Source organism: Shewanella sp. MBTL60-112-B2 (genome assembly GCF_019655055.1).
In the GTDB taxonomy this organism is placed as follows: domain Bacteria; phylum Pseudomonadota; class Gammaproteobacteria; order Enterobacterales; family Shewanellaceae; genus Shewanella.
In genome coordinates this window covers 57,426-84,424 of record NZ_BPFA01000004.1, presented here as the reverse complement: position 1 = coordinate 84,424, position 26,999 = coordinate 57,426, and the positions used below count along the sequence as shown (strand labels likewise).

The window sequence follows — 26,999 nt, the reverse complement described above, 5'->3', positions numbered from 1 at the left end:
GCTAAAAAGGACATATAATGAAAATCTCACTTGGCCCATTGCAGTATTGCTGGGAAAAACAAAAAGTTAATACTTTTTACGAGCAAGTTGCCCAAAGTAATATCCCATTAGTTTACTTAGGTGAAACAGTGTGTAGTCGCCGTCGTCAGCTTAAGTTTGCTGACTATTTAGCACTTGCACAAATGCTCAGAGAATCAGGTAAGCAAGTCGTGCTATCAACCTTAGCGCTGCTAGAAGCACCATCGGAATACACTGAGCTGCAAAAACATGTCGATAACGGCGAGTTTATGATTGAAGCCAACGATATGGGCGCGGTGCAAGCGGCTAAAGAGCGCAACTTACCTTTTGTTTGCGGCCCAACGGTCAATAACTACAATTTTGCGACATTGAAGAAACTACAGCAATGGGGCATGCAGCGCTTTGTTATGCCGATTGAGCTGTCAAAAGAGTGGTTAACTCATGTTATCGAGGCTGAAAAGCCAACGCCTTTTGAAGTAGAAGTCTTTGGTCACGGTTATCTGCCACTCGCCCACTCAGCGCGTTGCTTTACCGCACGCCAGCAAGGCCTGCAGAAAGACGATTGCCAAATCGTTTGTCTTGCCAACCCTAAAGGGCTGCTAGCACAAACTATGGATGACCAACCACTATTACGGCTAAATGGTATTCAGACCCAATCGGCGAGTTTAATCGATCTGTCGAGTGAAGTTGAACAGATGAAATTGATGGGTGTCGACTATTTCAGGGTATCACCAAGTAGCCTACAGAGCATTGAAATCGCTGAGCAGATTTTGTCACTACCAACAACTGATAAAACCTTAGCTTGCAACGGTTATTGGCACCAAAGCCCAGGCTTTAGTCAGGTGTAGACGGCGTTAGTGAATAGGCTTTTTCAAGTCCTTTATCACTAAGCAAGTCCAGAACAGAAATGTGGTTAGGCTTACCCATTGAATAATGGCTGGCCACCATATTTCTGCTCTTGTTGGTTCGGCTAACATTTCATTATAAAAAGCACTATCACCTTTAGTAAATCCCAGTTCTAGCAACGGCAGTACTAGGAAAGAGGTCATCATAACAAAAGCCAGTCCAGCGCTAATATGAGTCAGAACTGAGCGTTGTGACTGTTTAGCAAGTAGTTGATACAAGCCATAGAACACTAGGCTGCTACAACTGAAAATAAAAAAATACTTAATCGCGATCACATGCAGATGGTAAACATTGATAGGAAATAGACCCGTCGCAGCAAGAGCCAGATAACTCAAACCTAAACTGGCATAAAACAGGTAGCTCCAAGGAGAAGAGTCCAGCTGTAGGCTAAGTAAACAGAAAAGCACCACACACAGTCCGCCAAAGAAAAGTCCACCATTAACAATCACCGCATAATAAGAGTGACCATAACTTCCCAGTTCACTTAACGTATTGCTAAAAAAGTTAAAGCTTTCACCATCAAACCGTTCAAACATTAGTAGTGATAAAACCAGCCCTAGTACCTGCCCAAAAATGCCAAGCATGCCGAATCTTAATGCTAACGTTGAAACTTTACTGTATTTCTTAACGAGCATAGTTCCCTATTAAATCATTTTATTAACGTTTATTAATGTATATCGAATCGTCTGGCGGTAAAGAGGCATAGCTCAGAGTTTTAACAAACAGTTATAGCTCAAATATGTTGCCCATTTGTTACTTTTATAATCTACACATTAGAAATTCAAGTTTTTAACCAAAAATAATCTAAAAAATATAGATAAAAAAGGAATACCCCCAAAAGCTTAAGCAAATACAGTCAACAAAATTACTCATGATGAACTGGCGTAAAAAAGCCTGACGCACAATTTAAACAACTGTATTAATGTTATATTATATGAGCTTATGTTAATTCTTCGCATTCTTACTGCGATGTTTTGCTGTCACACGGAATAATAATGACAAAGAACCTAGCGAACGTATTCAATCAAGAGGTTAAGTTAACCCCTAGCGATCAACTCATTTCAACCACAGATAAGCGCGGTGTGATCACCTACGTTAATCAACGATTCCTTGAGATCTCAGGTTTCGAACAAGCAGAATTAATCGGCCATAATCACAATCTAGTACGTCATCCTGATATGCCTAAGGCCGCATTTGAAGAAATGTGGGGCAAACTGAAGCTAGGGCTGTCTTGGCGTGGAATAGTGAAGAATCGTTGTAAAGATGGTAGATATTATTGGGTCGATGCTTTCGTCTCTCCCATGTTTGAAAAAGGCGAACTCATTGGTTATCAATCTGTGCGGGTGGCCGCCAATAATACACTGACCACAAAAGCCGCTCATATCTATCAGCGCCTCAATCAAGGCAAGCGGGTTAACGATCCCATCAGTTTAACTAACAAAAGGCGGCTATCAACCCTTTGCACCTGTGTTGGTCTTTTGCTTGCTGGAGCCATTTGGGGCTGGGGCGTCATTATTGCTGGCATCATTCTAATGGGGATCAATCTTGCCATCTTTTACAATGAGGCCTTTCAAGTTCCGACAAGACTGATGAAGATGAAACAAGAGTATGACTCAGTCAGTCGCTTTATCTATTGTGGTCGCGATACCTCTTCATTATTAGACTTTCAATTAATGATGAAAGACGCCAAGCTACAGGGGGTTCTCGGACGATCGCAAGACAATGCTGAACATACCGAGGATGTTGCCAACCAACTGATAGCCGCCACAGAGCAAACTCATGCTGGCCTAGATATAGAAAAGCAGCAGATAGAGCAGATGGCCACTGCCACTGAAGAGATGGCCACCACCATCAGCGAAGTCGCTAGAAACACACAATCCACCTCAGACAGCATTCAGCATAGCTATCAGTTTTGCCAAGATAGTCGTGAGAAAATGCAGCAAAATGCAGCGGGTATTCATCAACTGTCAGATTCTGTTGCCCAAGCAGCAGCTAACGCCCTCTTACTGAATAAAGAGGCCGAGCGAGTCGCGAGTGCAATGTCAGAAATCGATTCTATTGCCGAGCAAACCAACCTGCTCGCACTCAATGCTGCTATAGAAGCAGCTCGAGCTGGCGAGCAAGGACGAGGGTTTGCGGTAGTCGCTGATGAAGTCAGAGCACTATCTAGCCGTACTCAACAGTCAACCACTAGCATTTCTGAAAGTGTTGATAAAATGTTTAACATGCTCACTCTATGGTCTAAGCAGATGGAACACAGTAAATCTCAAGCATTATTATGCAGTGAAGATGCTGAAATCTCCGTACAAAAGGTGGATACCATCTATCAGTCGATGAAGAAAATTCAAGAATTAGCTATTCAAAATGCGGTTGCTGCAGAGCAACAAACCTTAGTTGTGGCCGAAATAAACCAAAATATCACTCAAATTAGCCAAGCATCGAGTGAGAATCTATGCGCTGTCAACTCGGTTGAAGCCTCGGTGAAGGAGTTAAAACTTAATGCAGAAAAAGCAAAATCTTTGAGAAAAACATTTAGTTAATTCCTCTTTAAAAGCCCATTTGGTCGTTACACAATCAGTGTAGCGTACCCAAGCAAACACTCAATAACGCAACGCGCAATTAACATTTATAAACATCTGTTTTAAAAAAGATTTAACTGAAAAAAGTTTTGTGCTTTTTCATAAACTTCCGATACAATATAAATAATCACATTGAGCTAATAACTATTCGCAGGTAGTGAATTCCACTACAGAATAACAGAATCGTTTTACTTAGATGTTTTAAGGCGGTAATTTCGCCGACTAACAGTTGAATGGATATTCAATAATATTTCTGTTTATGCATAGACGTCTATTTATCGTCATATTAAGCAAAAACACGTTATTTAGGGTATAGAGAAAGTGTCAGAGAAACAAACCCACAACATAAAAACAATACTCACGTTCATCGTGCCGTCTTTGATTGGTTTACTACTGTTTATGATGCCAATCAATTACCAAGATGCGCTGACGATCCCTATCGCGATCATCTCTAAAGGTCTACAAAACCTGTTAAGCGACGTGTTAGTCGGTATCGTGACTGCGATTGTTATCTTTACTGCGCTAGCTTCGTTACTGACGAAAGTAATACAGCCTAAATTTATTGTTGATAATCGTTTTTTAAACTCATTATTTAATGTTAGCCCTATTTGGTTAGTGGTTCGTATACTGGGTGCGGTTTTTGTCGCTTTAACATTTTTCAATGTTGGTCCTGAAGCGATTCGCTCTGGTAGCACTGGTGCATTAGTGCTTAACGACCTACTTCCGGTACTATTTTCAGTGTTTTTATTTGCTGGTATGTTACTACCGCTATTGCTGAACTTTGGTCTACTAGAGCTTTTAGGCACTATGCTAACTAAAGTCATGCGTCCTATCTTTAACCTGCCTGGCCGTAGTGCTATCGACTGTATGGCCTCATGGTTAGGTGATGGTAGTGTGGGTATTTTAATGACCAGCAAACAATATGAAGCTCGCTTCTACACTCAAAGAGAAGCAGCTGTCATTGGTACTACTTTCTCTGCTGTTTCAATTACCTTCTCGCTAGTTGTTATTTCACAGGTTCAATTAGAGCATTTATTTGTACCTTTCTACTTAACCGTATGTCTTGCCGGTTTCGTTGCAGCAATCGTGGTACCTAAACTACCACCGCTATCATGGAAGAAAGATATCTATGTAGATGAAACACCTCGCCACGCTGATGATGAAACGATTCCAGCGGGTCACAATGTATTCTCATGGGGCCTACACCAAGCGCTAGCCAAAGCTTCTCAAGCCGGTGGTATTAAGCACACCCTTTTTGATGGCGTAAAGAACGTGGTTGATATGATTTTTGGCGTGATCCCAGTGGTAATGGGTATTGGTACTATTGCGCTAATGATCGCCGAGTTTACTCCTATCTTTGAATACTTGGGTATGCCGTTCATTCCACTACTAGAGCTGCTACAGGTCCCTGAGGCTACAGCTGCATCGAAGACCATTATGGTGGGCTTTGCGGATATGTTTATCCCAGCTATTTTAGCCAGCTCTATTGAATCAGACATGACCCGCTTTATCATCGCGACCCTGTCTGTGACTCAGCTTATCTATATGAGTGAAGTAGGCGCGCTGCTTATTGGTAGTAAGATCCCAGTTAACTTCCTTGAGTTGTTCGTGGTATTCATCTTAAGAACATTAGTCACACTGCCTGTTATTGCTGGTGTAGCGCATCTAATTTTCTAATCTTGAGCCCAAATAATCTAAAAAAGGAGCGAATTTTCGCTCCTTTTTTGTGCCCTATTCACAGCGCTACTCATCATCGTCATAAACTTGCCATAAATTGTTCATCAACGAGTCAATCCCCGCTTCTACTCTAGCTGCAAATAATCGTTTATATGATGAGCCGATGAGTAATAAGCCAAGAAAAAATACCCGCTTAGCCTCCACTTCAGCAAACAGCCCGATTATCCCTGCTCAACCTCAGCAGAGCTTCAATGCCCTGTGGTTATCTGACGTTCATTTAGGTAGCAAAGACTGTAAGGCTGAATATCTACTGCAGTTACTAAAACAAGTTGAAACCGAGTCTTTATACCTAGTGGGTGACATCTTCGATATCTGGGCCTTAAAGCGCCGAGTCTACTGGCCAGAATCTCATAATAAAGTGTTGCAACAACTATTAAAGATGGCACGCGATGGCACCAAGGTTGTCTATATCCCCGGCAACCATGATGAAATGCTAAAACCATATAGCGGCTTCCATCTTTGGGATCTATCTATCGCTAACGAATATATTCACACCGGGGTTACCGGTCGCAAATATCTGATGTTACACGGCGATCAGTTTGATTCTGAAGTCTGTGTTGGCCGGGCGTACGCCAAACTCGGCGACCATCTATATGATGTTTTGCTATGGCTAAACCGTGGACTGCATAAGATCCGTTCATGGCTTGGTTATCCATACTGGTCTTTAGCAAGCTATATCAAATTACGCATTCACAAGGCTCAGCAAGCCATTAACGATTATCAGTCTGCGGTGCTGCGTTACGCCAATAAAAAAGATGTCGATGTCGTGATCTGTGGCCACATTCACCAGCCCGCTCTGAATAGCCAAGATAAGATCCTTTATGCCAATGATGGTGATTGGGTCGAGAACTGCACCTTAATCGCAGAATCCAATCAGGGCGACGTTCATCTGCTCAAATGGAACGAAACCACTGAACGAGCCGAAGTCATCAGCTCTTACTCTTTTGATGAAATTCAGCAAGCACCAAAACAGCGGCACGTTGCCTAAGCCATTCAACACAAGTAAAGCAGGTGAAGTTATGATATTTACCGTCGACAATGTAGTAGAGAAAAACCTACCTAAGATTAATCAAAATCCTTGGCTATCAACCCCAACTAAAGCCATGCTGCGATACTTGTTAAACGAGAAAGCCTGTAACGATATTGCCAGCCAGTTTTCCTATTTAAAAGGCATAGATTTTGTTGACCAACTACTAACCAGCTTTAACTTTAACTACTCGGTGCCCAGCAGCGAAGTCGAAAATATCCCGATTGAAGGCCGAGTGGTGATCTACGCCAATCACCCTATTGGTTCGCTTGATGCACTGGCCATGATTAAGCTTATCAGCAAGGTTAGACCCGATATTAAAGTGGTCGCCAATGAACTGTTGATGGCGCTAGAGCCGATGCATTCAATATTGCTGCCGGTGCGAAACATGACAGGTGGTACCCCCAAGCAGCATTTAGATAATATCCATCAACACCTTAAAAATGAGGGCGCAGTATTAATCTTTCCCTCTGGAGAGGTCTCACGATTGCGTCCTCAAGGTGTCGTCGACTTACATTGGCACTCTGGTTTTGTAAAAATAGCCAAGGCGAGCCACGCACCGTTATTGCCTATGTTTGCCGATGCAAAAAATTCGGCCACGTTTTACGGTGCCTCTATGCTCTACAAGCCGCTTGCTAGCCTGCTGTTGGTCAAAGAGATGTTTAAACAGGCCAAAAAAACCATGCCAATACGCATTGGGGAATTAATCCCGAAAGAAGTGGTTATGAGCAATGACTTCTCTGTGAAGATGAAAGTAAAACTACTGAAGAATCACCTCTACCGTATAGGCAAGAACCGCAGTCCACTGTTTAACACCCAAAGCCCTATCGCTCACCCCGAGCCTCGCAGTGAGCTACAAGCTGCACTGCATCAGTGTGAATTACTCGGTAAAACCCAAGACAACAAAAAAATCTATCTATACCAGCACAAAGACAGCAACCCTATCATGCGCGAGATAGGGCGCTTGCGAGAAATTGCCTTTCGAGCCGTTGGTGAAGGCAGTGGCAATCGCCGTGACACAGATAAATATGATGCCTACTATCAGCACTTAGTGCTATGGGACCCTGAAGTGTTAGAAATCGTTGGTTCTTACCGTTTTGCTGGAGCGAAAGAGGTGCACAAAATGCACGGTAAAGATGCGCTATACAGCCAATCGCTATTTGACTATCACGACGATTTCAGCCCCTATTTCGAGCAAGGATTAGAACTTGGACGCAGCTTTGTTCAACCTAAATATTGGGGCAAACGTAGCTTAGATTATCTTTGGTTTGGCATAGGTGCATTTTTGGTTCGCAACCCACAATATCGCTATCTATTTGGGCCCGTGTCGTTGAGTGACAACATACCTGAGCAAGCAAAAGAAAGGTTAATCCACTTTTATAAAACACAATTTGCCTGTGAGCAAACACTCGCCCACTCTTACAGCCCATTTAGCTTTAGCCAAGGTCGGGAAGCTAAACTCGACCAAGATTACGGGGACTTAGATTATAGTGAGGGCTTTAAACAGCTCAAGCAAACTATGGCGAGTATGGGCAGCGCGGTTCCTGCACTGTATAAGCAATATGGCGAACTCTGCACTGCAGGTGGGGTTAAATTCCTCGATTTTGGAATAGATGTAGAGTTTGGCGATTGCATTGACGGCTTAGTGTTAGTGGACACTCACAAACTCAAACCCAAGAAGCGTAGCCGCTACTTAGATTGCCATTTGCCAGAGCTACAACTTGGCGGTGAAATAAAGTAAGACAGTGCCCGGCTTAATAAAAAGCCAGTCACTATGACTGGCTTCATATGCTTAGGCTATTTTTTATAAACTAGCTGTTATAGCTTATTAGCTATCGGCAATGATAATTAAATCGCCCAACCGCCCATGTAAAACACCACTAAACCTAAGGTAATCGCAAGCACACCAGGTTTTAGTTTGCGCCACTCACCGCTGCATAAGCGGCCAATGACCAAAGTAACAAAGCCTAATAAAATACCGGTCACGATGTTACAGCTCAAGATAATAAACACCGCACAGGTTAAGCCTGCCATGGCATCGACTTTATCGTCAAAATCAAGCTTAGTCACATTACTGAGCATCAACAGACCCACATACATCAACGCAGGCGCTGTTGCATATGCTGGCACTAAGTAGCTAAGTGGTGCAAGGAACATCATTAGCAAGAACAGCACACCAACGATTGTAGCCGTTAGACCTGTTTTACCACCCGCCGCTGTACCCGCTGCCGACTCAATATAAACAGCTGCTGGTGCGCCGCCTACTGCGCCAGCAAAGATGCTGCTCACTGAGTCTGAAGTTAACGCCTTACCACCATCGATAATATTGTCTTTCTTATCAAGCAAGTCCGCTTGACCGGCAACGGCGCGAATTGTGCCTGTTGCATCAAAAATAGCCGTCATCACCAATGCTAATACAATTGGCAGCACCACTGGGTTCAATGCGCCCATGATGTCGAGCTGGCCGATAAGTGACTTATCTGACATCAAGTCAGGCAGTGCGAAAAAGCCTTGGAACTTAACGGCTGGATCAAATACTAAACCAAATACTGATAGCGCGATGATCACCACTAGGATGCCACCTGGCATACCACGGCGCTCAAGACCAATAGTGGCTGCAAGGCCAATAATCGTTGCAATCACTGGTAGGCTATGAATATCGCCTAAGGCGACTGGCAGGCCGGTTTCGTTGGCCACAATCAGCTGCACGCTGTTAGTGGCAATCAATAACAGAAACAAGCCGATACCAATACCTGTACCGTGAGCAATACCTTTTGGTAAGTTAGTCAGTACCCACTGACGCACACCGGTAACACTCACAAGCGTGAATACGATACCCATCAAAAAGATAGCGCCCAGCGTCACAGGAATTGAGATCCCCTGACCTAGCACCATGCTAAATGCGGTAAAAGCGGTTAGCGAAATAGCGCAACCAATTGCCATCGGCAAATTAGCCCATAAGCCCATCAGTAGCGAACCAAAGGCCGCTATTAAACAGGTAGCAATAAAGACTGCACCGGTATCAAACCCGGCAGCGCCCAACATATTCGGCACTACGATCACCGAATACACCATGGCTAGAAACGTGGTAAAGCCCGCGATCACTTCGCGTCTTACAGTACTTCCACGAGCTGAAATATTGAAATAACGATCCAGAATAGAATCGCTAGGTGTGGCAGAGTTTGGCAGAGTCTGTTCAGACTTCATAATTGTTAACCTTTTGATCTCTTAAATATTAGGCAAACCAACTGGGTTCAGTTGGCGACTAGGCTATGGCAGGTAGAGCCCCGACTAAAATATCGGGTGAGAGATCCACTTATGTCTTACAAGACACCGGTGACCTGCGGGCAAAATGCCTGGTAAAATTTACTCTTACCAACACAGCCTTTGTTGGCGCGGAGTGTACCGTAATCTAGAGCGCGGCAATAGCTAGCGAGTGATATTTTTGACAAGAATCAACAAAAAAAACGCTAATACGGAATAATTCATCTTGATGAGGGTGGGATATAAAAAAGCAGCACATAAGTACTGCCTTTATATGGTAAAGCGTAAACTTAACGTCGACGTTTACTGCCACCCAAGGCGCGTTTCTTGGCTCTTTGACGCTCAGCTGATTTACTATTTTTTCGACTAACCGGCTCACTCTTAGTTAAGTCTGGCTCAAAACCTGGCAACCACTGCGGCGCCAAGCGTTTATCTAATACGGTTTCAACCTCTTCAAGCAGCAATGCATCATCTTCGCTATAAAGCGTTACCGCTTTACCAACACTGCCTGCTCGGCCTGTTCGACCAATACGGTGTATATAATCTTCGGCAATAAAAGGGATCTCATAGTTGACCACATATTTAAGTTCAACAATATCCAGGCCTCTCGCAGCGACATCGGTAGCCACCAGCGCTTTAATTTTGCCTAGTTTAAAGTCATTGAGCACCTGTTCACGAGCACCTTGGCCTAAGTCACCATGGAACGCCTTAGCCTCGATGCCAGTTGCCAACATTTTCTGCGCAATAGTGTCAGCAGTTTGCTTTTTTCGACTAAAAATAAGCACCTGATGCCAGTCATACTTGTTAATCAGATGACAGATTAACTCTGTCTTACGGTCACTATCCACGGCATACACTATCTGCTCGACGCTATCAGCTGCACTATTTGCCTTATCAACCTCAATGCGCGCGGGTTTATTCAATAGCTTCTTACTTAAGTCATAAATTGCCGCGCTAAAGGTAGCCGAAAACAACAAGGTCTGACGGCTTGCTGGCAAACACTTTAAGATGGCGTTAATTTCATCCATAAAGCCCATGTCAAGCATGCGGTCTGCTTCATCAAATACTAAGTAATCAATACTTGAAAGATTTAACGAGCCTCGGCGAATATGATCCAGTAATCGACCCGGTGTCGCGACCACTATGTCACAAGTTGCCGCCAATTTTGTTGCCTGAGCATCAATACTCACGCCGCCATAAATCACCACGCTAGCAATATCGGTATTAGCTGCATACTGGCTAACATTACCGTTCACTTGCACAGCTAACTCTCGCGTTGGCACTAAGATAAGCGCCGTCGGCTGTCGGTTCGCTAAAGGCTCTTCTGCGCTTTTATCAAGCAAGCGTTGCAGTAGTGGCAAGGTAAATGCGGCGGTTTTACCAGTTCCGGTTTGTGCACTGGCCATAATATCTTGACCGCTTAAAATAACCGGAATCGCCGCGGCTTGAATGGCCGTTGGCTGTTGGTAGCCTTTTTGCGCAATCACGTGTTGAAGTTTGTCACCTAAGGGGAGTGATGAAAATGACACTGACATTCCTTAACTTGATCCAAGAATCACAATCTAATCTGTAGCTGAGTTTAACAGAACTCAGCCCTAATAAACGCTAGCATTTACATATAAAAACGCCCCTAGCGACTTCAACTGCTAAGGACTAGTTCAGCCACCAGCTTTTGTCTATCACAGGCGTGTTTGCGGGTAAGGTCGGGTTATCTAAATGAAACAGTCTGCGCAGTGGTAACTGTGCTTGTTTTATCTGCGCTTTATGGTGTTTTAAAAATAGTTGCTTAAATGAGCCATCGTTCAGCGCTAGGCTAAGACCTTCCTCAAGTCGCTGCGCCAGTAGCTGATTATCTTTATTGACGAAGAAATACACTGGGTATTCATAATGCAGCGCGATCTGCTTCTCGATAACCAGATCCGGATAGCGAGCTGAGTTTTCTCTTTGCTCACGCCAAGCCTCATTAACGCCACGAGGAAAATAATCGAAACGTTTAGCATTAAGCATGGCGAATAGATTTTGGTAAGTGGGCTGCTTTTGCACCGCAATATTATTACTGTCTAAAATGGCCATATCGGCCCAGTGAAATACAAATCCGGCTTCGAATTGCTGTTTAAATTGCTCAAAGCTTCCGAGTTCAGCGCTATTAACGTCTGAGCGGCCAAAAGCTGCAAAACGGTCAATATTATCTTTATGAATAAGCAGCACCCGTAAGCCTAATATCCCACGCATAATAGGCACTCTCACGGGCAAGAACTCCTGCTCTCGCTGTTTGGTTGTCGCAAGAAAAACCACATCTATCTCATTTTCTTGCAGCATCACCAGCCCCCGACTTTGAGTGACAACCTGCTCGAGAGGCTCAAGTTTTGCTGGGCCATACTTGGTAGCGGTTTTATCCAGCACTAAGTTAAGTAGTGCAATACGATATTGAAAACGAGAGTCGGATTGATAATACCTCAGCACTGTGGGGAACTGTGCCAAAACAGGAGCGGTTTGTACGAGTCGATGTTGTGCAGCGTTCGCATCGATAGCATTTAGTCCATTGCTGCCAACCTCTACGCTTTGGCGTTCAATATCAGCCTTAGTTTCAACATACAACTCTGATGCATATCCGCTTGGCATAGCCTGTATAAGATAAGCTAGCGTTAGAGGAACTAGCAGCACAACCTTATATATTATATTCATCTAGTAAACTGTCACTCTTCTATTGGCTTAAACATAGTGCAAATCTTTCAGCGTTACTCATAGATTAATGGATTTAGGGCTGATGACCTTAATGTTTTCAAAAAATCGCTATCGAGGGACGAAATGCCCGTTTGCCATTTGAATGTTTTTTATGGTTTTGCGTATACTATTCACTCACGGATGATAATACAAAAAATACTATGAACCTCAGTAAAATAGCCAGCATTTTTCTAGCTGCCATTATAAGCCCAATGGCCTTTAACTCTATCGCAGCAGTTGAGTTTTTCGATCCTATCGATGGCTACTTTGACGCGGGCCAATATCTTGCCGAAAACGCCTACGGCTTCTTACCCGTCCCCACGATTATAACCGAACCGTCAGTGGGTAACGGCATTGCCGTAATGGGGATGTTTTTACACGAAAGTGCTGAGCAGCAACTAGCACGTAAAGAGCTTGCCACTCACTCGATAGATGGCGGCGCACAGTTGTTAACCCCGGGGATCTCGGTTGTTGGAATAGGTGCCACGGATAATGGCACTAAGATGGCATTTGCAGGCCATAGGCAAACCTGGGCCCAAGATAGCGTGCGCTATCTTGTTGGAGGCGGTTACGGCGACATCAATATGAGCTTTTACAGCCAACAAGATTTTGCCCAAGATTTGTCGTTAGATATGAATATGCAAGGTTTCGGAATTATTCAAAAGCTGCAATACCGTATCAACTCAAGCCCACTTTTCCTTGGGGTATCACAAAAATACCTTAGTTTAGATTTAAACAGCCGCCGTGAATTTGAAAACATTCCGCCAGAGCTTATAGACAGGTTAGCAGATATCCTAGACACAACGCCTAGGGTGTCCGCTATTGGCGCTATCGCAGAATACGACAGCTTGAATAACTTCTTTCTCCCCACCAGTGGCTACAATTATTTACTTGAGTATGACTGGTTTAGTAAGGATATCGGTAGCGACTACAACTACCAAACCCTCAACGTTAAAGGCTTAAACTATTGGCCACTATCAAGCAATTTTACCTTAGGTGTAAAACTGCATTACCAATCAATTGACAGTGATGGCCGCTTGCCTGTTTTCACTTATCCATTTATCGATCTACGCGGCATACCTAAAAACCGTTATCAGGGACAAAACGTCGGCTCTGGTGAAGTTCAAATAATGTGGAAACTCAACCCTCGCTGGATGTTACTCTCATTTGTAGGCAGCGGGCTAGCAGGTAAAAGCTCGAGTGATATGTGGGATAGCGAGCTACAAAATGCCTATGGTGCAGGCTTTAGGTATACCATCGCTCGGCGTTATGGCTTACATATGGGAGTCGATGTTGCGCGCGGCCCCGAAGACACGGCTTTATATATCAATGTAGGTAGCGGATTTTAACGTCTAGTACGCCCCTCCCCCTGCCATTTAGTTTAGGCAAAGCTTATGTAACGTGAGATGGCTCACAACTCACCCAAAAATCGAAAAACAAAACCGAGTAAACAGCTTAAGATCACAGTTTGCTTGAGCAAAAAAACGACAATAGCCATCCGTTTTTCTATGTCTGTTAGGTTTTGCCGTTTCGTGTTCGAATTATCACATCAAGCTTTAATCTGGGCTCAAGCCTTAGGCTTTGTTTCGATGGCCATTGGCTGGTGGGCTAACTATCAGAAAAATGATCAACAATTACTATCAGGCAACCTATTAGCCTCCTGCCTTACTGCTGTCCACTTAGGATTATTGGGCAGCACCTTAGGCATGTTTAATCAACTGCTAAATGCTGTACGCTTCGCTACCTGTCGAAAAAGCGCCTGTCGAAGACTACTACCGCTACTGTTTTCAAGTATTGCTGTTTTACAGGGATTAGTTTGGGCCGAGCATTGGAGTGAATGGTGCGCTGTCGCGAGTGCTGTACTGATGAGTTTTGCGCTATTTCAGTTAAAGGGAGATAAATTACGCTCAGCCATGGTGGTAAGTAATATGCTCAACTTAACCCTTTCCGTCTATTTATTATCTTGGTCTGGGATTTTATATCAGCTGGTGACACTGGTTATCTTGGCACATAGTTTATGGCCGCAAAAGCAAGTTGACTACGCCACTGAACAAGCCGCTTAAGACTTAGGGTCGGCGACCCCAAGCTTACTGACTGCAAATTGATATATGAGTGATCACTGTTTATATTAAATACTGCCATTAGCCCGTGATATGCGCTTTGCTTATCACTTTTACTATTAGCTATTGGTGTTAGCTAGGATTGCACTAAAATTAACAAACAAGCGATAGCAATCTACACTCTGTAGGATTTCAAGGAATGATATGGATAAAGTCGATGAAAGACGATTATTTTCGCGGTTAACCTTTGCAACTGACGCCAAGCTAATCAGTCACGATAGCCCGCATCAAACTTGCAGTACAACTAAGCTACTGGATATCAGCCTTAACGGCGCCTTGGTTTTACTCCCCCCTGACTTTCATTTTACCGGCACAGATTTGACGTTGGAGTTTAGCCTGCAAGAGCCTGAAATCAAAGTAGTGATGCAGACTAAACTTGTGCACAGTGAAAATCAGCAGCTTGGCTTAGCCTGCCAACACATTGATGTTGAGAGCATTAGTCATCTACGCAGACTACTAGAGCTTAACTTAGGTGATGCGAGTTTACTCGATAGGGAATTAGAAAGGTTATTTGAGCACAAGAGCTTGAAAACCGGATAGGAGCCCAATCCCCTCAATATTAGCCCTAGTTGCAACAGCTCCCCCTTCAAGTAAAAACGCCGCATTGTTGCGGCGTTTTTTCTTTATACAATGCTAGTTTATTAACTCCAGCAATTCATGGATGGTCTTCACCGGAATGATCTTCGCGCCCGAGCCTTCCATCGACTTATGGTAATTACGAAATGGTATATAGATTTCGGTAAAACCATGTTGAACAGCTTCTTTCACTCTTGGCACCCCACTATCAATTGGGCGAACGTCACCGTTTAAACTCAACTCTCCCATGATGCAGGTCGTTCTCGGTACCACAAAATCGTTCAAGCTACTGAGCAACGCTGTCACAAGCGCAAGGTCAATACAGGTTTCAGACTCATCAATCTTAAGGCCACCGACTAGATTAAAGTAGGTGTCGTGGAAAATCTTGGTCTTAGTGTGCTTACGCAAAATCCCCGTCAACATCTTGATACGGTTCATATTTAATCCCACACAAACCCGCTGAGGAAACTCAGCCTCGGTTTCTGTGGTTAAGCATTGGATCTCAAGTAATAGGTTACGGTTACCTTTACGGATACAGGTAATGGCTGCCCCGGGAGACTCAGTGGTTGAGCCCGATAAAAATATCTCACTGGGATTGTCGACACTTATCATGCCGCGCTCAGTCATCTTGAATATACCCACGGTATCGACATCGCCAAAACGGTTCTTGTTCGCCCTAAGGGTACGTACCTGCCCGTCATTACATTCAATATGCGTTAAACAATCGACAATATGAATTAGCGTTTGCGGCCCAGCTGTTTCGTTATTCTTGTTAACGTGGGCCACTAAAAACATGGTGACGTTATTTTGCTTACAATACTGAGTGAGAGCCTGCGCACTGCCCTTCACCTGTGAAGGCGAGCCAGGACTGCCGTTAGCTAAATCGGTCACAACTGCCTGAATGGAGTCAATCACCGCAAATTTAATCTTCTTCTCTTCAAGCTCAGCAATAATGGCTTCGACACTGGTTTCGGCCATCAAATATAAATTGTCTTCATTGCACTCTAGCTTTAGACGATTCACTCGGTTTTTAAACTGAGATAACGACTCTTCTGCAGTACAGTAAAGTGAAGGCATTAGCTGCGACATACGTGACACTAAGTCTGATAAAATCGTGGTCTTGCCCGCACCAGGGTCGCCAGAGATGATGTTAACCGAACCTGTGGTTAATCCGCCACAAAGCACCCGGTCAAGCTCGCCTATCCCTGTCAGCATCTTTTGCGCTTCAAACTCTTCAATTTCGGTTAGCTTCTTTGAACCTCCGCCCACAGAGCCTGCATAACCTGAAACCGAAGCACGAGCAGGTTTCAGTGCAGAAATCTTCAGTTCACTGATAGTATTCCACTCTTGGCAGGCACTACATTGCCCCTGCCAGCGAGGAAAATCTTGACCACACTCATTACATACATAAGCTGTTTTATTCTTTGCCATAGCTCTTTCTAAATCGTATAAAATCGGTAAAGTAATGCCAATATTGGCCGATACTAATTAAAGATAAGCGGAGTCGTCGACTACTCCCTTAAAAATTGTCTATGAGCCTATCAGCCATTGCTCTATTTAGCATCCCAAAAGAAGTGATTAATGACTTTACAATTGCATCAAGCCCTCGTTGAACAGTTAAAGCCCCTGTTAATGGAACCGGAATTTCCGGAGTTGTTCGATCAGCTTACCGCCGATGAAACCAATTCAACGCGCTTTTTGCTTAAAATGGAACTCAATAGACTGGCCTCAGCCTGCACTAGGCTCATCGATCTGCGCAATAAAACCGAACTCGATTGTGAGGTGTTTATTTTTGCAGGTCAGCAGCATTATCTGGACGCCCCCGCCAAAGAAAGATTTTTAGAGGCACTCGCGCTGTATCGTGACGAGTATACCTTAGGTGTATATGAGCAGGTAATCGAAGCACATAAACAGCGTATATTGAAGCTACGCCAGTCTAATAAAAATGAAGTTGTCAGCGACGCCTCGCCCTTTATTGCTAAGGCTGTGGTATTAGGAAGCTACTTCGCCCGCAGCGAAGAGCGCATGAATTACAGCATGCGCATCAATGTCGCTCAAGGTCACCTTAGCTTAAACGGCATCACAGTTGATCTTTCTGTCGGTGGTGCACGGATTAGAATTCCCACCAAGCACGGATTGCAATCAAACAAGCCTATTCGCATCAAGCTATTGGAGCTTGGTGAAGAGTACTACCATCAAGATCTACAACAGGGCATCGACTACCAGGTTGTTGACACCGAACAAAACCATGAATATTGCTGGCTTAGGTTAAAGCGGACTTCTGGCAGTGAAGCGCTGTCACAGATGCTAGAAAAATTGATCCGCGGCTATAAGTTTCGTTACAAGGTCGATGTTAATGATGTGCTCGTCACGACAAAAGGGTTAGGGTTTGAGCGCCATTACCTGCCCCACTTGCCACATCTACCGCTATTTATTGAATCGAAAACGAATTCGGACGCTAATGAGCCCCAGCAGCAATTTATCATCAGTCATAAATTACTCAGTCGCGATAACCAAGCTATTGGTGAATATTTCAAAGATGAAAATAATATTTGTCAGCTCAGCAATTTTCTCACTCCCGCAAGACTGAAGCGCATTATAGACTCAGAAGATGATAGCCAATACTGTCAATTCTTCTGCTTCACCTTCACAGCTCAAGGGGCAAAATTCTTTTATTCTGCCAGCTTAGCGGAATTAAATTCTCGCAATTTGTTGGCACTGTTTTTAAGTTTTGGCGCCACTAAGCCTAGCTTTAGAGTATTTACGGTTGCAACACAAACTGTCGACCATCAGCAATCCTATAAAGCCAGTATCTTACCTGGAGATGAAGGCCGCTACTCCGCCCTCACAGAGACCCAGCTAAGTGCTTTTAGTCATGTGCTACAGATCATCGATATGACGCCACCTAAAGCCGATGAGTTGTATCAAAATTGGGCTCAAGTGCATCAGAATTCCGAGGTTCAAGCCAGTGTTAACGAGTTAAAAATTTTTGGCCAAAAGAAGATCTCTGAGCACATTATTAAGCTTATCTCACTGCAGTTTAGCGAGCGACGCAATGAGTCCCGCTTTGCCTTTAAAACAGCCGTAATGCTTAGCCAGGGTAAGCTCAGCGTAGCTGCAAACACAGATGATATTTCAAGCCGCGGTTTGAAGCTTAGTGTCACAACTCCTGTGAATTTCAATGAAGCCGAAGCTATTTTAGTTAGCTTCCCTAAGTTACAGCCTCTTGCAGGCAAAACATCATTAGCGTCATTGCCTTACCGATTGATCCGTACCCGCAAAAACGGCATCACCTTACATCTCGCGGCGCAAGTCGGTCACACGCCTCATATCGGCGTAGAGTTTTTAAATCGATTAATTGAACATAATCGCGATAAGCTGGAGAAACTCACCGAAAATAATCATAACGTCAAAGAACTCGCCGACGGTATGAAAAATATCGCCATGCGTAAGCTGGCTTCGGTCCCCTACTATCTTGAGCGCACAGTGAAGTCGGCTTATATATCGACCTTAGGCATCGGCACCGAGCAAAATCACATTGCCAATATCTTTGCTTCTCAAAGCGATAATACATTAGCTTATAATCTTGCCCCTTTACTTCACGACGGCAAGTTGAAGCGAGACTTCATCACGCCTATTCGCTCCATGAAACCACAGAACGGCTTATCATATTTTGAAATATTCGTGCAGATCTCGCGCATGTCCCAAGGGCAGATAAAGGTACGCTGCATCAGTGACTGTGAGTTAACAGATCGGACACAGCAACTAAGCTTTATCCAACGTAGTCAGGGTCTTGGCGAATTTATGGCGTTGAGGGTGTATCGTGGGGCGACAGGCAAACCTGACTTAAATTATATTCGCCGGGAAAGAGAATACATCAATATTCACTCCCCCCACAAAGGGAAAAAACTAGAAGAGCAGCTTTGGAATATCATAGGTGTGGGCGAGTTTCTGGATGTCACTCAAGAAGTCACACTACGCTTTCCTGAGTTACTTTCTAAGTAAGTTCAGTTGAGTTAAACCTAACTCAGCATATAAAGGTCAATGCCATAGCAGAGTCACTATGGCGCCGACTCGGATAATACTAATTAGCTACCGAATAGAAGAGCCTATTGCTTCAAATTAGTGTCTAGACTCGAACTCGGCTTGTGCTTAATGACTCTATACATATAACCGACAACGACTAGATTAATCGTTAACACCGCGGCGGTGATGAGATTAGGTTTAGTGAATAGTTCATAAGCCTCAAAAGGCAGATAAATGCCACCACTCAACAATGCGAACCACTCAGTCCATACTAGACTACGCCAAAGGCCATAAGCTTCGATAAAGCGAACACCAGCGTAGAGTAGCGCCCCCGCTATTACAAAGTTGATATTCGCCTCAGTGACTTTACCAGCCTGCGTCACCACCTCTTGTACTAAATGATTAGCTGGGTTTAAGTGGGAGTGTCTCAGCAACTCTTCCACCACCATTTGAATATCCTGCCCTGCAAGTTTATGCAGGCCAAAAACAACTAAAACTGAAATGACACCTTTAGTGGCTTCTAGGACTGAAATGGCTTTTAAGCCGTTTTTAGCTGATGACATAGGATCCTTTAGCGTTAGCTTTGCTGCGCTCAAACTTTTAATGCTGATTAAATAGTACCAGCCTTTAATGTTACGCCTTTTTGCAATGCTTAGGTGCGGTATTAATTACCTTTAATGATGTACCCGCTTCTCTATAGCAGCCACCAAGTTATGCTGCTAATAGTAGCTAACCCCAGCTAAAATGTGACTAATAAACAGCCTTGCATTAATTAATGATGAACCCAAGATGTATTTTTATTAATGAAAGCCAATAGTTAATTAGCCTCGTTAACTCCTGAGGTATAGTGCTAACTAAGGCGATTTATATCCATAAATCGGAGGTTTGTAGTGACCCACCTGTCACTAAAAACACCACGAGTAGCAACTCTCTCAAGTCTGTGCAATATAATGTATTTGCCTTGAGTACTATGCCCCTTTAGGAACACCAACAATGCTAGATTCATTTGTCTCCGTCATTACAGCCTTATGGCAGCAAGACTTCGCTTTACTGCAAAGCCCTGGCAGCGCAACCATGATTTACGTTTGCGTCTTCACCTTAATTTGGCTAGAAAGCGCACTTCTTCCCGCCGCACCAATGCCTTGCGACAGTGTCGTGATCCTTTCTGGTAGTTTAGCGGCAGCAGGCATTATCAGCTTCCCCGTTGTATTTGCCGCATTAGTGGTTGCTGGTGCAACTGGCAGTTGGGTAGCATTTATACAGGGCCGATGGTTACACAAACTGCCAAAGATCCAGCGCTGGATAGATGCTGTACCAGAAAACCGTATGAAGACGGTTGATACCTTACTGAATAAACACGGCTTATTAGCCCTATTTACCGCGCGTTTTATTCCTGTAGTACGTCCACTTTTACCGTTAATGATGGGCTTACATATCAAGAAAGTGTCTAACTTTCATTATTTCGCATGGTTAAGCGCCGCTATTTGGTGTGCACTGTTACTCGGATTTGGCTATGCACTCTCTTTTCTTCCAGAGAACGTTGCTCGCGTAGTCACTATGGCGCTAATTATCGCGCCTTTCATCACACTCGCTATTGCGATTGTTAGCCTGTTAAGCCGCTTTATCATTAAGAAAAGACGGATGAGAAAACTACCTGTCGCTGAGCTGATACAAGAAACGGTTCTAGCAAAGCCTGTTACACCACTAAAGAAAACCGCTAAGTAATCGATATACGAACTGGCCCTGTACTTAGCAGGGCTAGCTTGAGTCCCTTCTGTTATTTCACGATAGCCCAGTCCTTACTTCCAAACCTCATGTTCAAACCATATGCTCAAACCATATGCTCAAATCATATGGCGACGCCTCCCCCAAAAGCAAAGCCAACACACAGTAAATACAAAAAAACCGTGAGACATAAGCCACACGGTTTATTGCTGTAAACTAGAAGGCTAAGTCACTAGCCTCTATTATTAGCCTCAATCGGCTCCAATTATTACTCTAGGTAACGTCTCATCAACTCGTAAGCTTGGTTTAGCTGTAAAAAGTCAGGTTTACCGTCTTTAGGACAATTATGTCTATCCATATACTGATAACCTGCTTGAGTACCAGAAACATGCAAAATGCTGCTTTCATTAACTAAGGCGTAGTCACTATAACTTGCAAGAATGAGCCACTTTCTTCTATCAATATCCTGCTCAAGCAAGTTAGACCCTGCTGTATAGTTTTCAGCAGGTCCCGTAGCACCTAAGTAGTTTTGCATCAGTGTAGGAACTAAGTCCATATGATCTGTAAAGTATTGATTAACACCTGGCTTAAGATCCGCGCCAAACATGATAAAAGGCACTTTAATCTGCGCATCGGTAAAGTTACTGTTATGTCCCCAAAAATTTTGATTATTGTCGTTGATTTCCTGACCGTGATCCCCGGTAACTACCACTAAAGTGTTAGCCAACTCTCCAGACTCTTTGAGCTGAGTGAGTACTTCACCTATCAAGGAGTCGTTAAAGTTCACACTGGTGTTATAACGGTTAAGGATAGGCTGTCTATCTGTATCATTATTAAGACTTAAGTAATCCATGCGAGATACTTGTGGCTCGAATTTATTCGGATAATCCTCTGGGAAATCATATCCATGAGGTGAGTCATAAAATAAAAATGAGAACGCAGGTCGCGTAGGATCTTTATGTTTATCCCATTCCAGCCATTCTTGAGTGATCTCAATATCTCGGCCAGCCTTGGTCTCAGCTTTAGAACGCACCCTTAAATTAGGTACATGAACAAATACTGTCTCATCAAACTCAGGTTTTAAAAGATGTGCTGAAGAAAAAATCCCTAGCTGATAATCCAACTGCTGCATTCTATCCATAATTATCGGCGATTGACGATTACGATAGAAACTATGCCAATAGGTCGCAGGTAAGCCATAAAAAAAGCCAAATATTCCTGCACGGGTTGCATTACCTGTTGAGTAATGTTGATTGAACACTTGGCCATCTTGAGCATATTGCCAAATGTTTGGGGTTACTTCCGCACTAAAACTATCGTGACGCCAAGAATCAATGACAATAAACAGCACATTAGTTGGCTTAACCTGCTGATAATTGATTGGGGCTAGCGGGTAAGATAAATTTCCCTTGTTATTGATTTTCAGCTTATTTCTTTGGGCCAACTCGGCTTCATTAACCCAACCATACTTCAACATCAATCTATTGGCCGTTGCGGGATAAAACAGAGGTAAGAAACGACTAAAGTTGGTAATTGAATTGACTGCGTTGGCACTTGCCCATATATGGATAACGTGTGTAGCAAGAACGCAGATAAACACCAGCGAAGTAATGTAGCGGCCTGCGAGTTTAAAACGATCATAGCCTCTGGTTAATATTAGCCAGTAGATCCCGCATTGCAGCGCAAATGTCAGTAAGATTAAAAAGCCGGCAAAAAGGTAGTTGACGACAGAAAACTCAACAATGCCACCAGAGAAGATCATTTCAACCAATACAGGTTGAATATGAAAACGGTACTGGGCAAAAACCTGAGTATCAGAATATAGAGTGATTAGCGCGAGCGCAAAGATAGCAGAGGTCGACAGCAGCCTTACCAAAGTCGACTTAATCAAACTCAGCGGCAAACTGACAAGACCTAAGAGTCCGCCCAGCAACCCCATCTGTCCTGCCGTGGCGATTAAAATATAACTCCAGTCTAGAGACGTCAGATTAGCGGGTAAGTAATCGAAATAACTCATTGATAAAGTAATAAATATCAATGAATTGATTAACGTGAATACTAAGTGAGACTTCATTCGTGTACGCAAAGGTAACATTTTCACCGCTCCAGTTCGCCTCCCCTTACCATTTTGGGAAACCTAAAAGTCGCGGATCTTACCCACTCACCAGCGACAAATACGTGATAAAGGCCGCAATTGTTCCAGTAATTAAGCCAGTGGTAAAGAAATGCTAGCTATTAACGCCCGCACAGCAAGTAAAGATTACTTGCCCCCATAAAAAATGACGGTCTGAATAGACCGCCATTGTTCATTTGTGTTCAGCTATCAACTATTTAAAATCAGCTGATATAGCTTTGCCCTGCATACACCACGAAATGTCTTAGCGCTAACACACCTAGAATCGTGCTGCACGATACTGTGATTAAGAACCCCTTAGTGTGGCGCCATGCCTTAGGTGCAACCGTACTGGCAAGTACTGGCACAACTAAGCCTAAACCGACAACACCAATCCAGAACACGCTAGCCCAAGTCCCTGTTGTAATCGCTGCCGTTGCTGCCTGCGCAGCAGGGCCTGAAAAGTTAAGTCCAACAAACAGTAGTACTAAACAGAGTGCTTCGTTAAAAGCAACTGGATACTCGATACGGTGAACCTGCTCGATACAGTCTGACTCTTTCTTACTGAAGAACAATGTCGCCACCAAGATGTTGCCCGCAGAGCCTACAGACAAAGCAGATGCCAAGAACAGTGCCGGCAATACTGCGGTGTTCAAAATAGGGTAACTGATCATGGCTGATAACAAGAAACCTGTATAAACGCCTACTCCTAGACCCAGAGCAAAAATCAGCTTATTCAGGCTATTTTCTACCTGACGACACACTCTAAGTGTTCCCTCAAGCCAAGGGGCATATTGCAGAACCTGTTTTTCAAATACCAACGCCGCGAATACAAACACCAATGGAATATAAATGAGCAGAGCGATTACACCCCACGCCATTACAGAGGTTAGGTTGTAATTAAGTAGAATATGATAAAACTCAAACGGTTTAGTCAAGTCCAATACCAGCAGCGCCATACCTAAACAGATAGCTACAGGGCCAATCACAGCTGCCGCCTTAATAACCGGCAAGCCTTCTGTTGGTTGACCGCGACTTTGTTTGTACCATTTAAGCCCAATGGCCACCAGCATAGAACCCGCTGAAAGTCCCGCCATAAACAAGTACACCGCGATGATCCAGTTCCACACTACCGGATCGTATTGCTCCATTGAGCCCCAGATATTGTTCATGCTTTGATCCCTCCTTTACGGCTAGGAATGCGGTAGACTCTTGGTTCAGTACCAAGGTTTACCTTTTGTTGGTAATGGTTTTTGGTATCTAACACTTTGCGCACTTCTGATGTCATATCATTGGCATCGCCAAACACCAAAGCTTGAGTTGGGCACACTGTTACACAAGCTGGCTCCTCACCACGTGCTAAGCGAGTTTCTTTACAGAAATCACACTTGTCTGGTACTCGCGTTTCAGGGTTAATAAAGCGCACCTTGTACGGGCATGCTGCTACACAGTAAAGGCAGCCAACACACTTTTTCTCATTGATTGATACAATGCCATCATCATTTACGTAAGCTGCACCCGTTGGGCACACCTTAACGCAAGGTGCATTTTCACATTGCTCACATGAGACGCGGTTATACTTAAAATGTAGGTGGGGGAAGTTGCCATAAGGCCCTTCGATTCTTACCTGAATACGAGTCACCGACTCAGGTACATTGTTTTCACTGCGGCAAGCAACGTTACAAGCCTGACAGCCAATGCATTTGTTTTCATCGTGTACGAGAACATAACGCTTAGTCATAATTAACTCCGATTAAATCTTGGCAATCTTGACGCCGGTTGTATGCAGGTTCATACCTGTTACCGGAGAAGTCACATGGGGAAGTAAGTTACCGCAGTGCACACCTTTACCCGTTGCACGAGACAGTTCTTTGTTCTTTGAGCCGCAGCCCATGTAAGCAAATACGGTGTCAGGGCGAATCCCAGGAGTGACAAGCGCATGACCTTCTTCGCTACCGGTATCGTTATAAATACGGATCTTATCGCCACTTGAAATATTAAGAAGGCCTGCGGTGATAGGATGGATCCACAGCGCATTATCAGACATCAAGTTCGCCAACATTGGTACATTTTGTGTACCTGCGTTAGTGTGCACCGCGACTTTACCTTGAATGAAGAACAGCTCATCAGCCTTTTTCATGGTGACTTCACGGTAACGAATAACACCGCGGCCCGGCGCCATTTTCTCAACCTTGTCTGAGCTAAGCTCTATCTTGCCACTTGGCGTCTTAAAGCTTAACTGGCTGCCATAGGTGCCATCTTCATCAACGGCTTTGGCATTCGGGTATGCAGCAACAAAGTCTCTCACCATGCCGCGCTCACGTAGCATTAGCGGCTTACCGAAGCTAACAAAGCCTTCGTCTTTAATTTTTCTTAGCAAGTTAACATCACGCTGTACCTGGAATAGCTGCAATGTTTCCATGTTCTCCCATGGGAAGAACTGACCTTGGCCCATTTCAGTGGCTAGCTCTTTCCAAATTTGCCAGCTTGGCTTGGTATCGCCAATGGTTTCAACTACGCGCTGACGCACATAATAAGCAGGGTTCTTACCCGACTTATCGGCAATCTCTTCATCGCGCTCAAGGTAAGTCGATTCAGGTAGGAATATATCGGCATAAGCGGCTGATTCACTGATATAAATGTCGCAAGCAACGATAAAATCAAGCTTTTGCATCGTTTCAACGATACGTGCTCTATCTGTCATGGTTTGCATTGGGTTAGTACGGCTCATTACCCAGCCATGTAACTGATAGGGCACAGCTTCTAAAGTCGCATCAAGAATGGTTTGATAAATACCACCAGATGACCAAGTTAAGGCGTATTGCTCATCAACCATATCGATACGTTTAGCATCAGTTTTTGGCATACCTTCAACACCTGGCTTCGCCAAGGTTGGAGCAACACTGTCGCCAGCATATTTATTGTAGCTTGCGGCTTTTTTACCAAAGTACAGACCACCTTTACGCTCAATATTGCCCACTAATACGTTGGCGGCATAAAGTGCGCGGCGCATCTCAAACTCTTCAGTGGTAAACGATGAACGGTGACCAAAATCCACTAGCGCATGAGGCGCTGCAGCGGCATACTCATGGGTAATACGACGGATATCTTCTGCTGGCACATCGCTAACAGATTCAGCCCACTCTGGCGTATAAGCTTTAACTTCTTTGGCGAACTCATCAAAACCTGACACATACTGCGCCACAAAGTCTTTGTCGTATAAGTCGTCGCTAATCAAGGTATGACAAATTGCCAAAGCAACCGCAACGTCGGTACCTGGCTTGATCGCGTACCACTCATCAGCTTTGTCGGCCACAATTGAGAAGCGCGGTTCAAATACTACAAGCTTGGCGCCCTTCTCCATTTGTGCATTCATCATGCCTCTTGTTTCAGACATGTTGATGCCTTCATAGAGGTTATGACCAAAGTTAATGATGTACTTAGAGTTGCTTAGGTCGCGCTTAATCTTGCCACCAAACATGGCTTTTGCCGCAATCACATAACTGCCAGGGCAAGTAGATGCGTGAGTAAAAGTATTTGGACTGCCAAAAGACTTAGCAAGATGAAACAGGTGGCCAGATAAAGAACCAGATTTTGATGAGAAAGCCACGCTTTCTGCGCCGTGCTGGTTTTTGATTCTATTTAGATTTTCAGCAATGGTGCGGTAGGCTTCGTCCCACTCAATCTCTTGCCATTTACCTTCGCCTCGCTCACCAACACGCTTTAATGGCTTAACAATACGTTGTTTATCATAAAGCTGGCTGTGACCTGCACCGCCACGGGCACAAACAGCACCACCAAATGATTTGGCATTCTTGTTACCCAAAATCGATACGTTTTTGCCATTCACCACGCGGGCAGAAATCGGACAGCGGGTTGAACACATTTCACAAATACTGGCAACTGACTCTGCGCTGCCTTGTAACTCTGAATGCCCAAGGGCGGCTAAAGAACCCGGCAGCGTTGCTAATGCGCAAGTCGCAGTGCCCGCTCCGGCCCCTTTAATGAAGGTTCGCCGATCTAATCTCATGATAAATCTCCCAATGACAGTTTTGCTTAGGAGCGCTTTAGATAAAGCCCAAGTTAATTGCTAGTTGCTGCTAACTTGTTCCTAAGGTTTTCATCATTGTTAAGGAGGGAGAATAAATTGAATATTGTGGTAAACCACATATCCGGAGAGAGAT

20 protein-coding genes are annotated in these 26,999 nt (G+C 44.1%); 10 read left to right on the top strand and 10 right to left on the bottom strand.

The window, feature by feature from the left end; genetic code table 11:
• Positions 1 to 17 precede the first annotated feature (17 nt).
• A complete protein-coding gene (locus K5Q73_RS03705; protein WP_220761755.1) occupies positions 18 to 866 on the top strand; it encodes a U32 family peptidase in 849 nt (282 codons plus the stop codon).
• 6 nt (positions 867 to 872) lie between these two features.
• Here K5Q73_RS03705 and K5Q73_RS03700 read toward each other — a convergent pair whose 3' ends face one another.
• Positions 873 to 1,508 (bottom strand): DUF998 domain-containing protein, encoded by a 636-nt coding sequence (locus K5Q73_RS03700; RefSeq protein ID WP_259650760.1) that lies wholly within the window; start codon positions 1,506 to 1,508, stop codon positions 873 to 875.
• 411 nt (positions 1,509 to 1,919) lie between these two features.
• Between K5Q73_RS03700 and K5Q73_RS03695 the strand changes: the two genes are divergently transcribed.
• The 4 genes from K5Q73_RS03695 (at position 1,920) to K5Q73_RS03680 (ending at position 8,008) form a co-directional block, all read left to right on the top strand.
• Positions 1,920 to 3,464 (top strand): PAS domain-containing methyl-accepting chemotaxis protein, encoded by a 1,545-nt coding sequence (locus tag K5Q73_RS03695; protein WP_220761751.1) that lies wholly within the window; start codon positions 1,920 to 1,922, stop codon positions 3,462 to 3,464.
• A 360-nt stretch (positions 3,465 to 3,824) separates the two neighbouring features.
• Positions 3,825 to 5,180: a YjiH family protein gene (locus K5Q73_RS03690; protein ID WP_220761749.1), complete on the top strand. Its 1,356-nt coding sequence runs from the start codon at positions 3,825 to 3,827 to the stop codon at positions 5,178 to 5,180.
• A gap of 163 nt (positions 5,181 to 5,343) precedes the next feature.
• Positions 5,344 to 6,228: a UDP-2,3-diacylglucosamine diphosphatase gene (locus K5Q73_RS03685; protein WP_220761747.1), complete on the top strand. Its 885-nt coding sequence runs from the start codon at positions 5,344 to 5,346 to the stop codon at positions 6,226 to 6,228.
• Complete coding sequence (locus K5Q73_RS03680; protein WP_259650759.1) at positions 6,188 to 8,008, top strand: lysophospholipid acyltransferase family protein; 1,821 nt, start codon at positions 6,188 to 6,190, stop codon at positions 8,006 to 8,008. Before K5Q73_RS03685 ends, K5Q73_RS03680 begins: the two co-directional genes overlap by 41 nt.
• A gap of 107 nt (positions 8,009 to 8,115) precedes the next feature.
• Here the strand turns inward: K5Q73_RS03680 and K5Q73_RS03675 are convergent, their stop codons facing one another.
• The 3 genes from K5Q73_RS03675 to K5Q73_RS03665 form a co-directional block, all read right to left on the bottom strand.
• Positions 8,116 to 9,474, bottom strand: a complete 1,359-nt coding sequence (locus K5Q73_RS03675; RefSeq protein WP_220761743.1) for an NCS2 family permease — start codon at positions 9,472 to 9,474, stop codon at positions 8,116 to 8,118.
• A gap of 347 nt (positions 9,475 to 9,821) precedes the next feature.
• Complete coding sequence (locus K5Q73_RS03670) at positions 9,822 to 11,060, bottom strand: DEAD/DEAH box helicase (RefSeq protein ID WP_220761734.1); 1,239 nt, start codon at positions 11,058 to 11,060, stop codon at positions 9,822 to 9,824.
• Positions 11,061 to 11,184: 124 nt separating this feature from the next.
• Positions 11,185 to 12,216 carry a transporter substrate-binding domain-containing protein gene (locus tag K5Q73_RS03665; protein ID WP_220761732.1) on the bottom strand — a complete coding sequence of 344 codons (1,032 nt, stop codon included), beginning with the start codon at positions 12,214 to 12,216 and terminating at the stop codon, positions 11,185 to 11,187.
• 200 nt (positions 12,217 to 12,416) lie between these two features.
• Between K5Q73_RS03665 and K5Q73_RS03660 the strand changes: the two genes are divergently transcribed.
• From K5Q73_RS03660 to K5Q73_RS03650, 3 genes are all read left to right on the top strand, one after another.
• Positions 12,417 to 13,604: a BamA/TamA family outer membrane protein gene (locus K5Q73_RS03660; RefSeq protein WP_259650758.1), complete on the top strand. Its 1,188-nt coding sequence runs from the start codon at positions 12,417 to 12,419 to the stop codon at positions 13,602 to 13,604.
• A 183-nt stretch (positions 13,605 to 13,787) separates the two neighbouring features.
• Positions 13,788 to 14,318, top strand: a complete 531-nt coding sequence (locus K5Q73_RS03655; RefSeq protein ID WP_259650757.1) for a YgjV family protein — start codon at positions 13,788 to 13,790, stop codon at positions 14,316 to 14,318.
• 201 nt (positions 14,319 to 14,519) lie between these two features.
• A complete protein-coding gene (locus tag K5Q73_RS03650; protein WP_220761728.1) occupies positions 14,520 to 14,915 on the top strand; it encodes a PilZ domain-containing protein in 396 nt (131 codons plus the stop codon).
• 93 nt (positions 14,916 to 15,008) lie between these two features.
• On the opposite strand, the gene radA is transcribed toward K5Q73_RS03650, so the two are convergent.
• A complete protein-coding gene (radA, locus tag K5Q73_RS03645) occupies positions 15,009 to 16,382 on the bottom strand; it encodes a DNA repair protein RadA (RefSeq protein WP_220761726.1) in 1,374 nt (457 codons plus the stop codon).
• Between the two features lie 150 nt (positions 16,383 to 16,532).
• On the opposite strand from radA, the gene K5Q73_RS03640 reads away from it, so the two are divergent.
• Positions 16,533 to 18,956 carry a PilZ domain-containing protein gene (locus tag K5Q73_RS03640; RefSeq protein ID WP_220761716.1) on the top strand — a complete coding sequence of 808 codons (2,424 nt, stop codon included), beginning with the start codon at positions 16,533 to 16,535 and terminating at the stop codon, positions 18,954 to 18,956.
• 104 nt (positions 18,957 to 19,060) lie between these two features.
• Here K5Q73_RS03640 and K5Q73_RS03635 read toward each other — a convergent pair whose 3' ends face one another.
• A complete protein-coding gene (locus K5Q73_RS03635; protein WP_220761714.1) occupies positions 19,061 to 19,540 on the bottom strand; it encodes a DUF2127 domain-containing protein in 480 nt (159 codons plus the stop codon).
• 430 nt (positions 19,541 to 19,970) lie between these two features.
• Here K5Q73_RS03635 and K5Q73_RS03630 point away from each other — a divergent pair, with 430 nt between their 5' ends.
• Positions 19,971 to 20,702 carry a DedA family protein gene (locus K5Q73_RS03630; RefSeq protein WP_220761712.1) on the top strand — a complete coding sequence of 244 codons (732 nt, stop codon included), beginning with the start codon at positions 19,971 to 19,973 and terminating at the stop codon, positions 20,700 to 20,702.
• Positions 20,703 to 20,970: 268 nt separating this feature from the next.
• Here K5Q73_RS03630 and K5Q73_RS03625 read toward each other — a convergent pair whose 3' ends face one another.
• The 4 genes from K5Q73_RS03625 to phsA form a co-directional block, all read right to left on the bottom strand.
• Positions 20,971 to 22,797 carry a DUF3413 domain-containing protein gene (locus tag K5Q73_RS03625; protein WP_220761710.1) on the bottom strand — a complete coding sequence of 609 codons (1,827 nt, stop codon included), beginning with the start codon at positions 22,795 to 22,797 and terminating at the stop codon, positions 20,971 to 20,973.
• 242 nt (positions 22,798 to 23,039) lie between these two features.
• Positions 23,040 to 23,987, bottom strand: coding sequence for an NrfD/PsrC family molybdoenzyme membrane anchor subunit (nrfD, locus tag K5Q73_RS03620; RefSeq protein WP_220761708.1), 948 nt, complete (start codon positions 23,985 to 23,987; stop codon positions 23,040 to 23,042).
• Positions 23,984 to 24,556: a 4Fe-4S dicluster domain-containing protein gene (locus K5Q73_RS03615; RefSeq protein WP_012156259.1), complete on the bottom strand. Its 573-nt coding sequence runs from the start codon at positions 24,554 to 24,556 to the stop codon at positions 23,984 to 23,986. Before K5Q73_RS03615 ends, nrfD begins: the two co-directional genes overlap by 4 nt.
• A 12-nt stretch (positions 24,557 to 24,568) precedes the next feature.
• Positions 24,569 to 26,845 carry a thiosulfate reductase PhsA gene (gene phsA, locus K5Q73_RS03610; RefSeq protein WP_220761699.1) on the bottom strand — a complete coding sequence of 759 codons (2,277 nt, stop codon included), beginning with the start codon at positions 26,843 to 26,845 and terminating at the stop codon, positions 24,569 to 24,571.
• Positions 26,846 to 26,999: the final 154 nt, after the last annotated feature.

Bases quoted from the DNA above. Each gene is read 5' to 3' on its own strand.
- K5Q73_RS03705 (WP_220761755.1), top strand. From the start codon at position 18: ATGAAAATCTCACTTGGCCCATTGCAGTATTGCTGGGAAAAACAAAAA.
- K5Q73_RS03700 (WP_259650760.1), bottom strand. From the start codon at position 1,508: ATGCTTGGCATTTTTGGGCAGGTACTAGGGCTGGTTTTATCACTACTA.
- K5Q73_RS03695 (WP_220761751.1), top strand. From the start codon at position 1,920: ATGACAAAGAACCTAGCGAACGTATTCAATCAAGAGGTTAAGTTAACC.
- K5Q73_RS03685 (WP_220761747.1), top strand. From the start codon at position 5,344: ATGAGTAATAAGCCAAGAAAAAATACCCGCTTAGCCTCCACTTCAGCA.
- K5Q73_RS03680 (WP_259650759.1), top strand. From the start codon at position 6,188: ATGAAATTCAGCAAGCACCAAAACAGCGGCACGTTGCCTAAGCCATTC.
- K5Q73_RS03675 (WP_220761743.1), bottom strand. From the start codon at position 9,474: ATGAAGTCTGAACAGACTCTGCCAAACTCTGCCACACCTAGCGATTCT.
- K5Q73_RS03665 (WP_220761732.1), bottom strand. From the start codon at position 12,216: ATGAATATAATATATAAGGTTGTGCTGCTAGTTCCTCTAACGCTAGCT.
- K5Q73_RS03660 (WP_259650758.1), top strand. From the start codon at position 12,417: ATGAACCTCAGTAAAATAGCCAGCATTTTTCTAGCTGCCATTATAAGC.
- K5Q73_RS03650 (WP_220761728.1), top strand. From the start codon at position 14,520: ATGGATAAAGTCGATGAAAGACGATTATTTTCGCGGTTAACCTTTGCA.
- radA (WP_220761726.1), bottom strand. From the start codon at position 16,382: ATGGCAAAGAATAAAACAGCTTATGTATGTAATGAGTGTGGTCAAGAT.
- K5Q73_RS03640 (WP_220761716.1), top strand. From the start codon at position 16,533: ATGACTTTACAATTGCATCAAGCCCTCGTTGAACAGTTAAAGCCCCTG.
- K5Q73_RS03635 (WP_220761714.1), bottom strand. From the start codon at position 19,540: ATGTCATCAGCTAAAAACGGCTTAAAAGCCATTTCAGTCCTAGAAGCC.
- K5Q73_RS03630 (WP_220761712.1), top strand. From the start codon at position 19,971: ATGCTAGATTCATTTGTCTCCGTCATTACAGCCTTATGGCAGCAAGAC.
- K5Q73_RS03625 (WP_220761710.1), bottom strand. From the start codon at position 22,797: ATGTTACCTTTGCGTACACGAATGAAGTCTCACTTAGTATTCACGTTA.
- nrfD (WP_220761708.1), bottom strand. From the start codon at position 23,987: ATGAACAATATCTGGGGCTCAATGGAGCAATACGATCCGGTAGTGTGG.
- K5Q73_RS03615 (WP_012156259.1), bottom strand. From the start codon at position 24,556: ATGACTAAGCGTTATGTTCTCGTACACGATGAAAACAAATGCATTGGC.
- phsA (WP_220761699.1), bottom strand. From the start codon at position 26,845: ATGAGATTAGATCGGCGAACCTTCATTAAAGGGGCCGGAGCGGGCACT.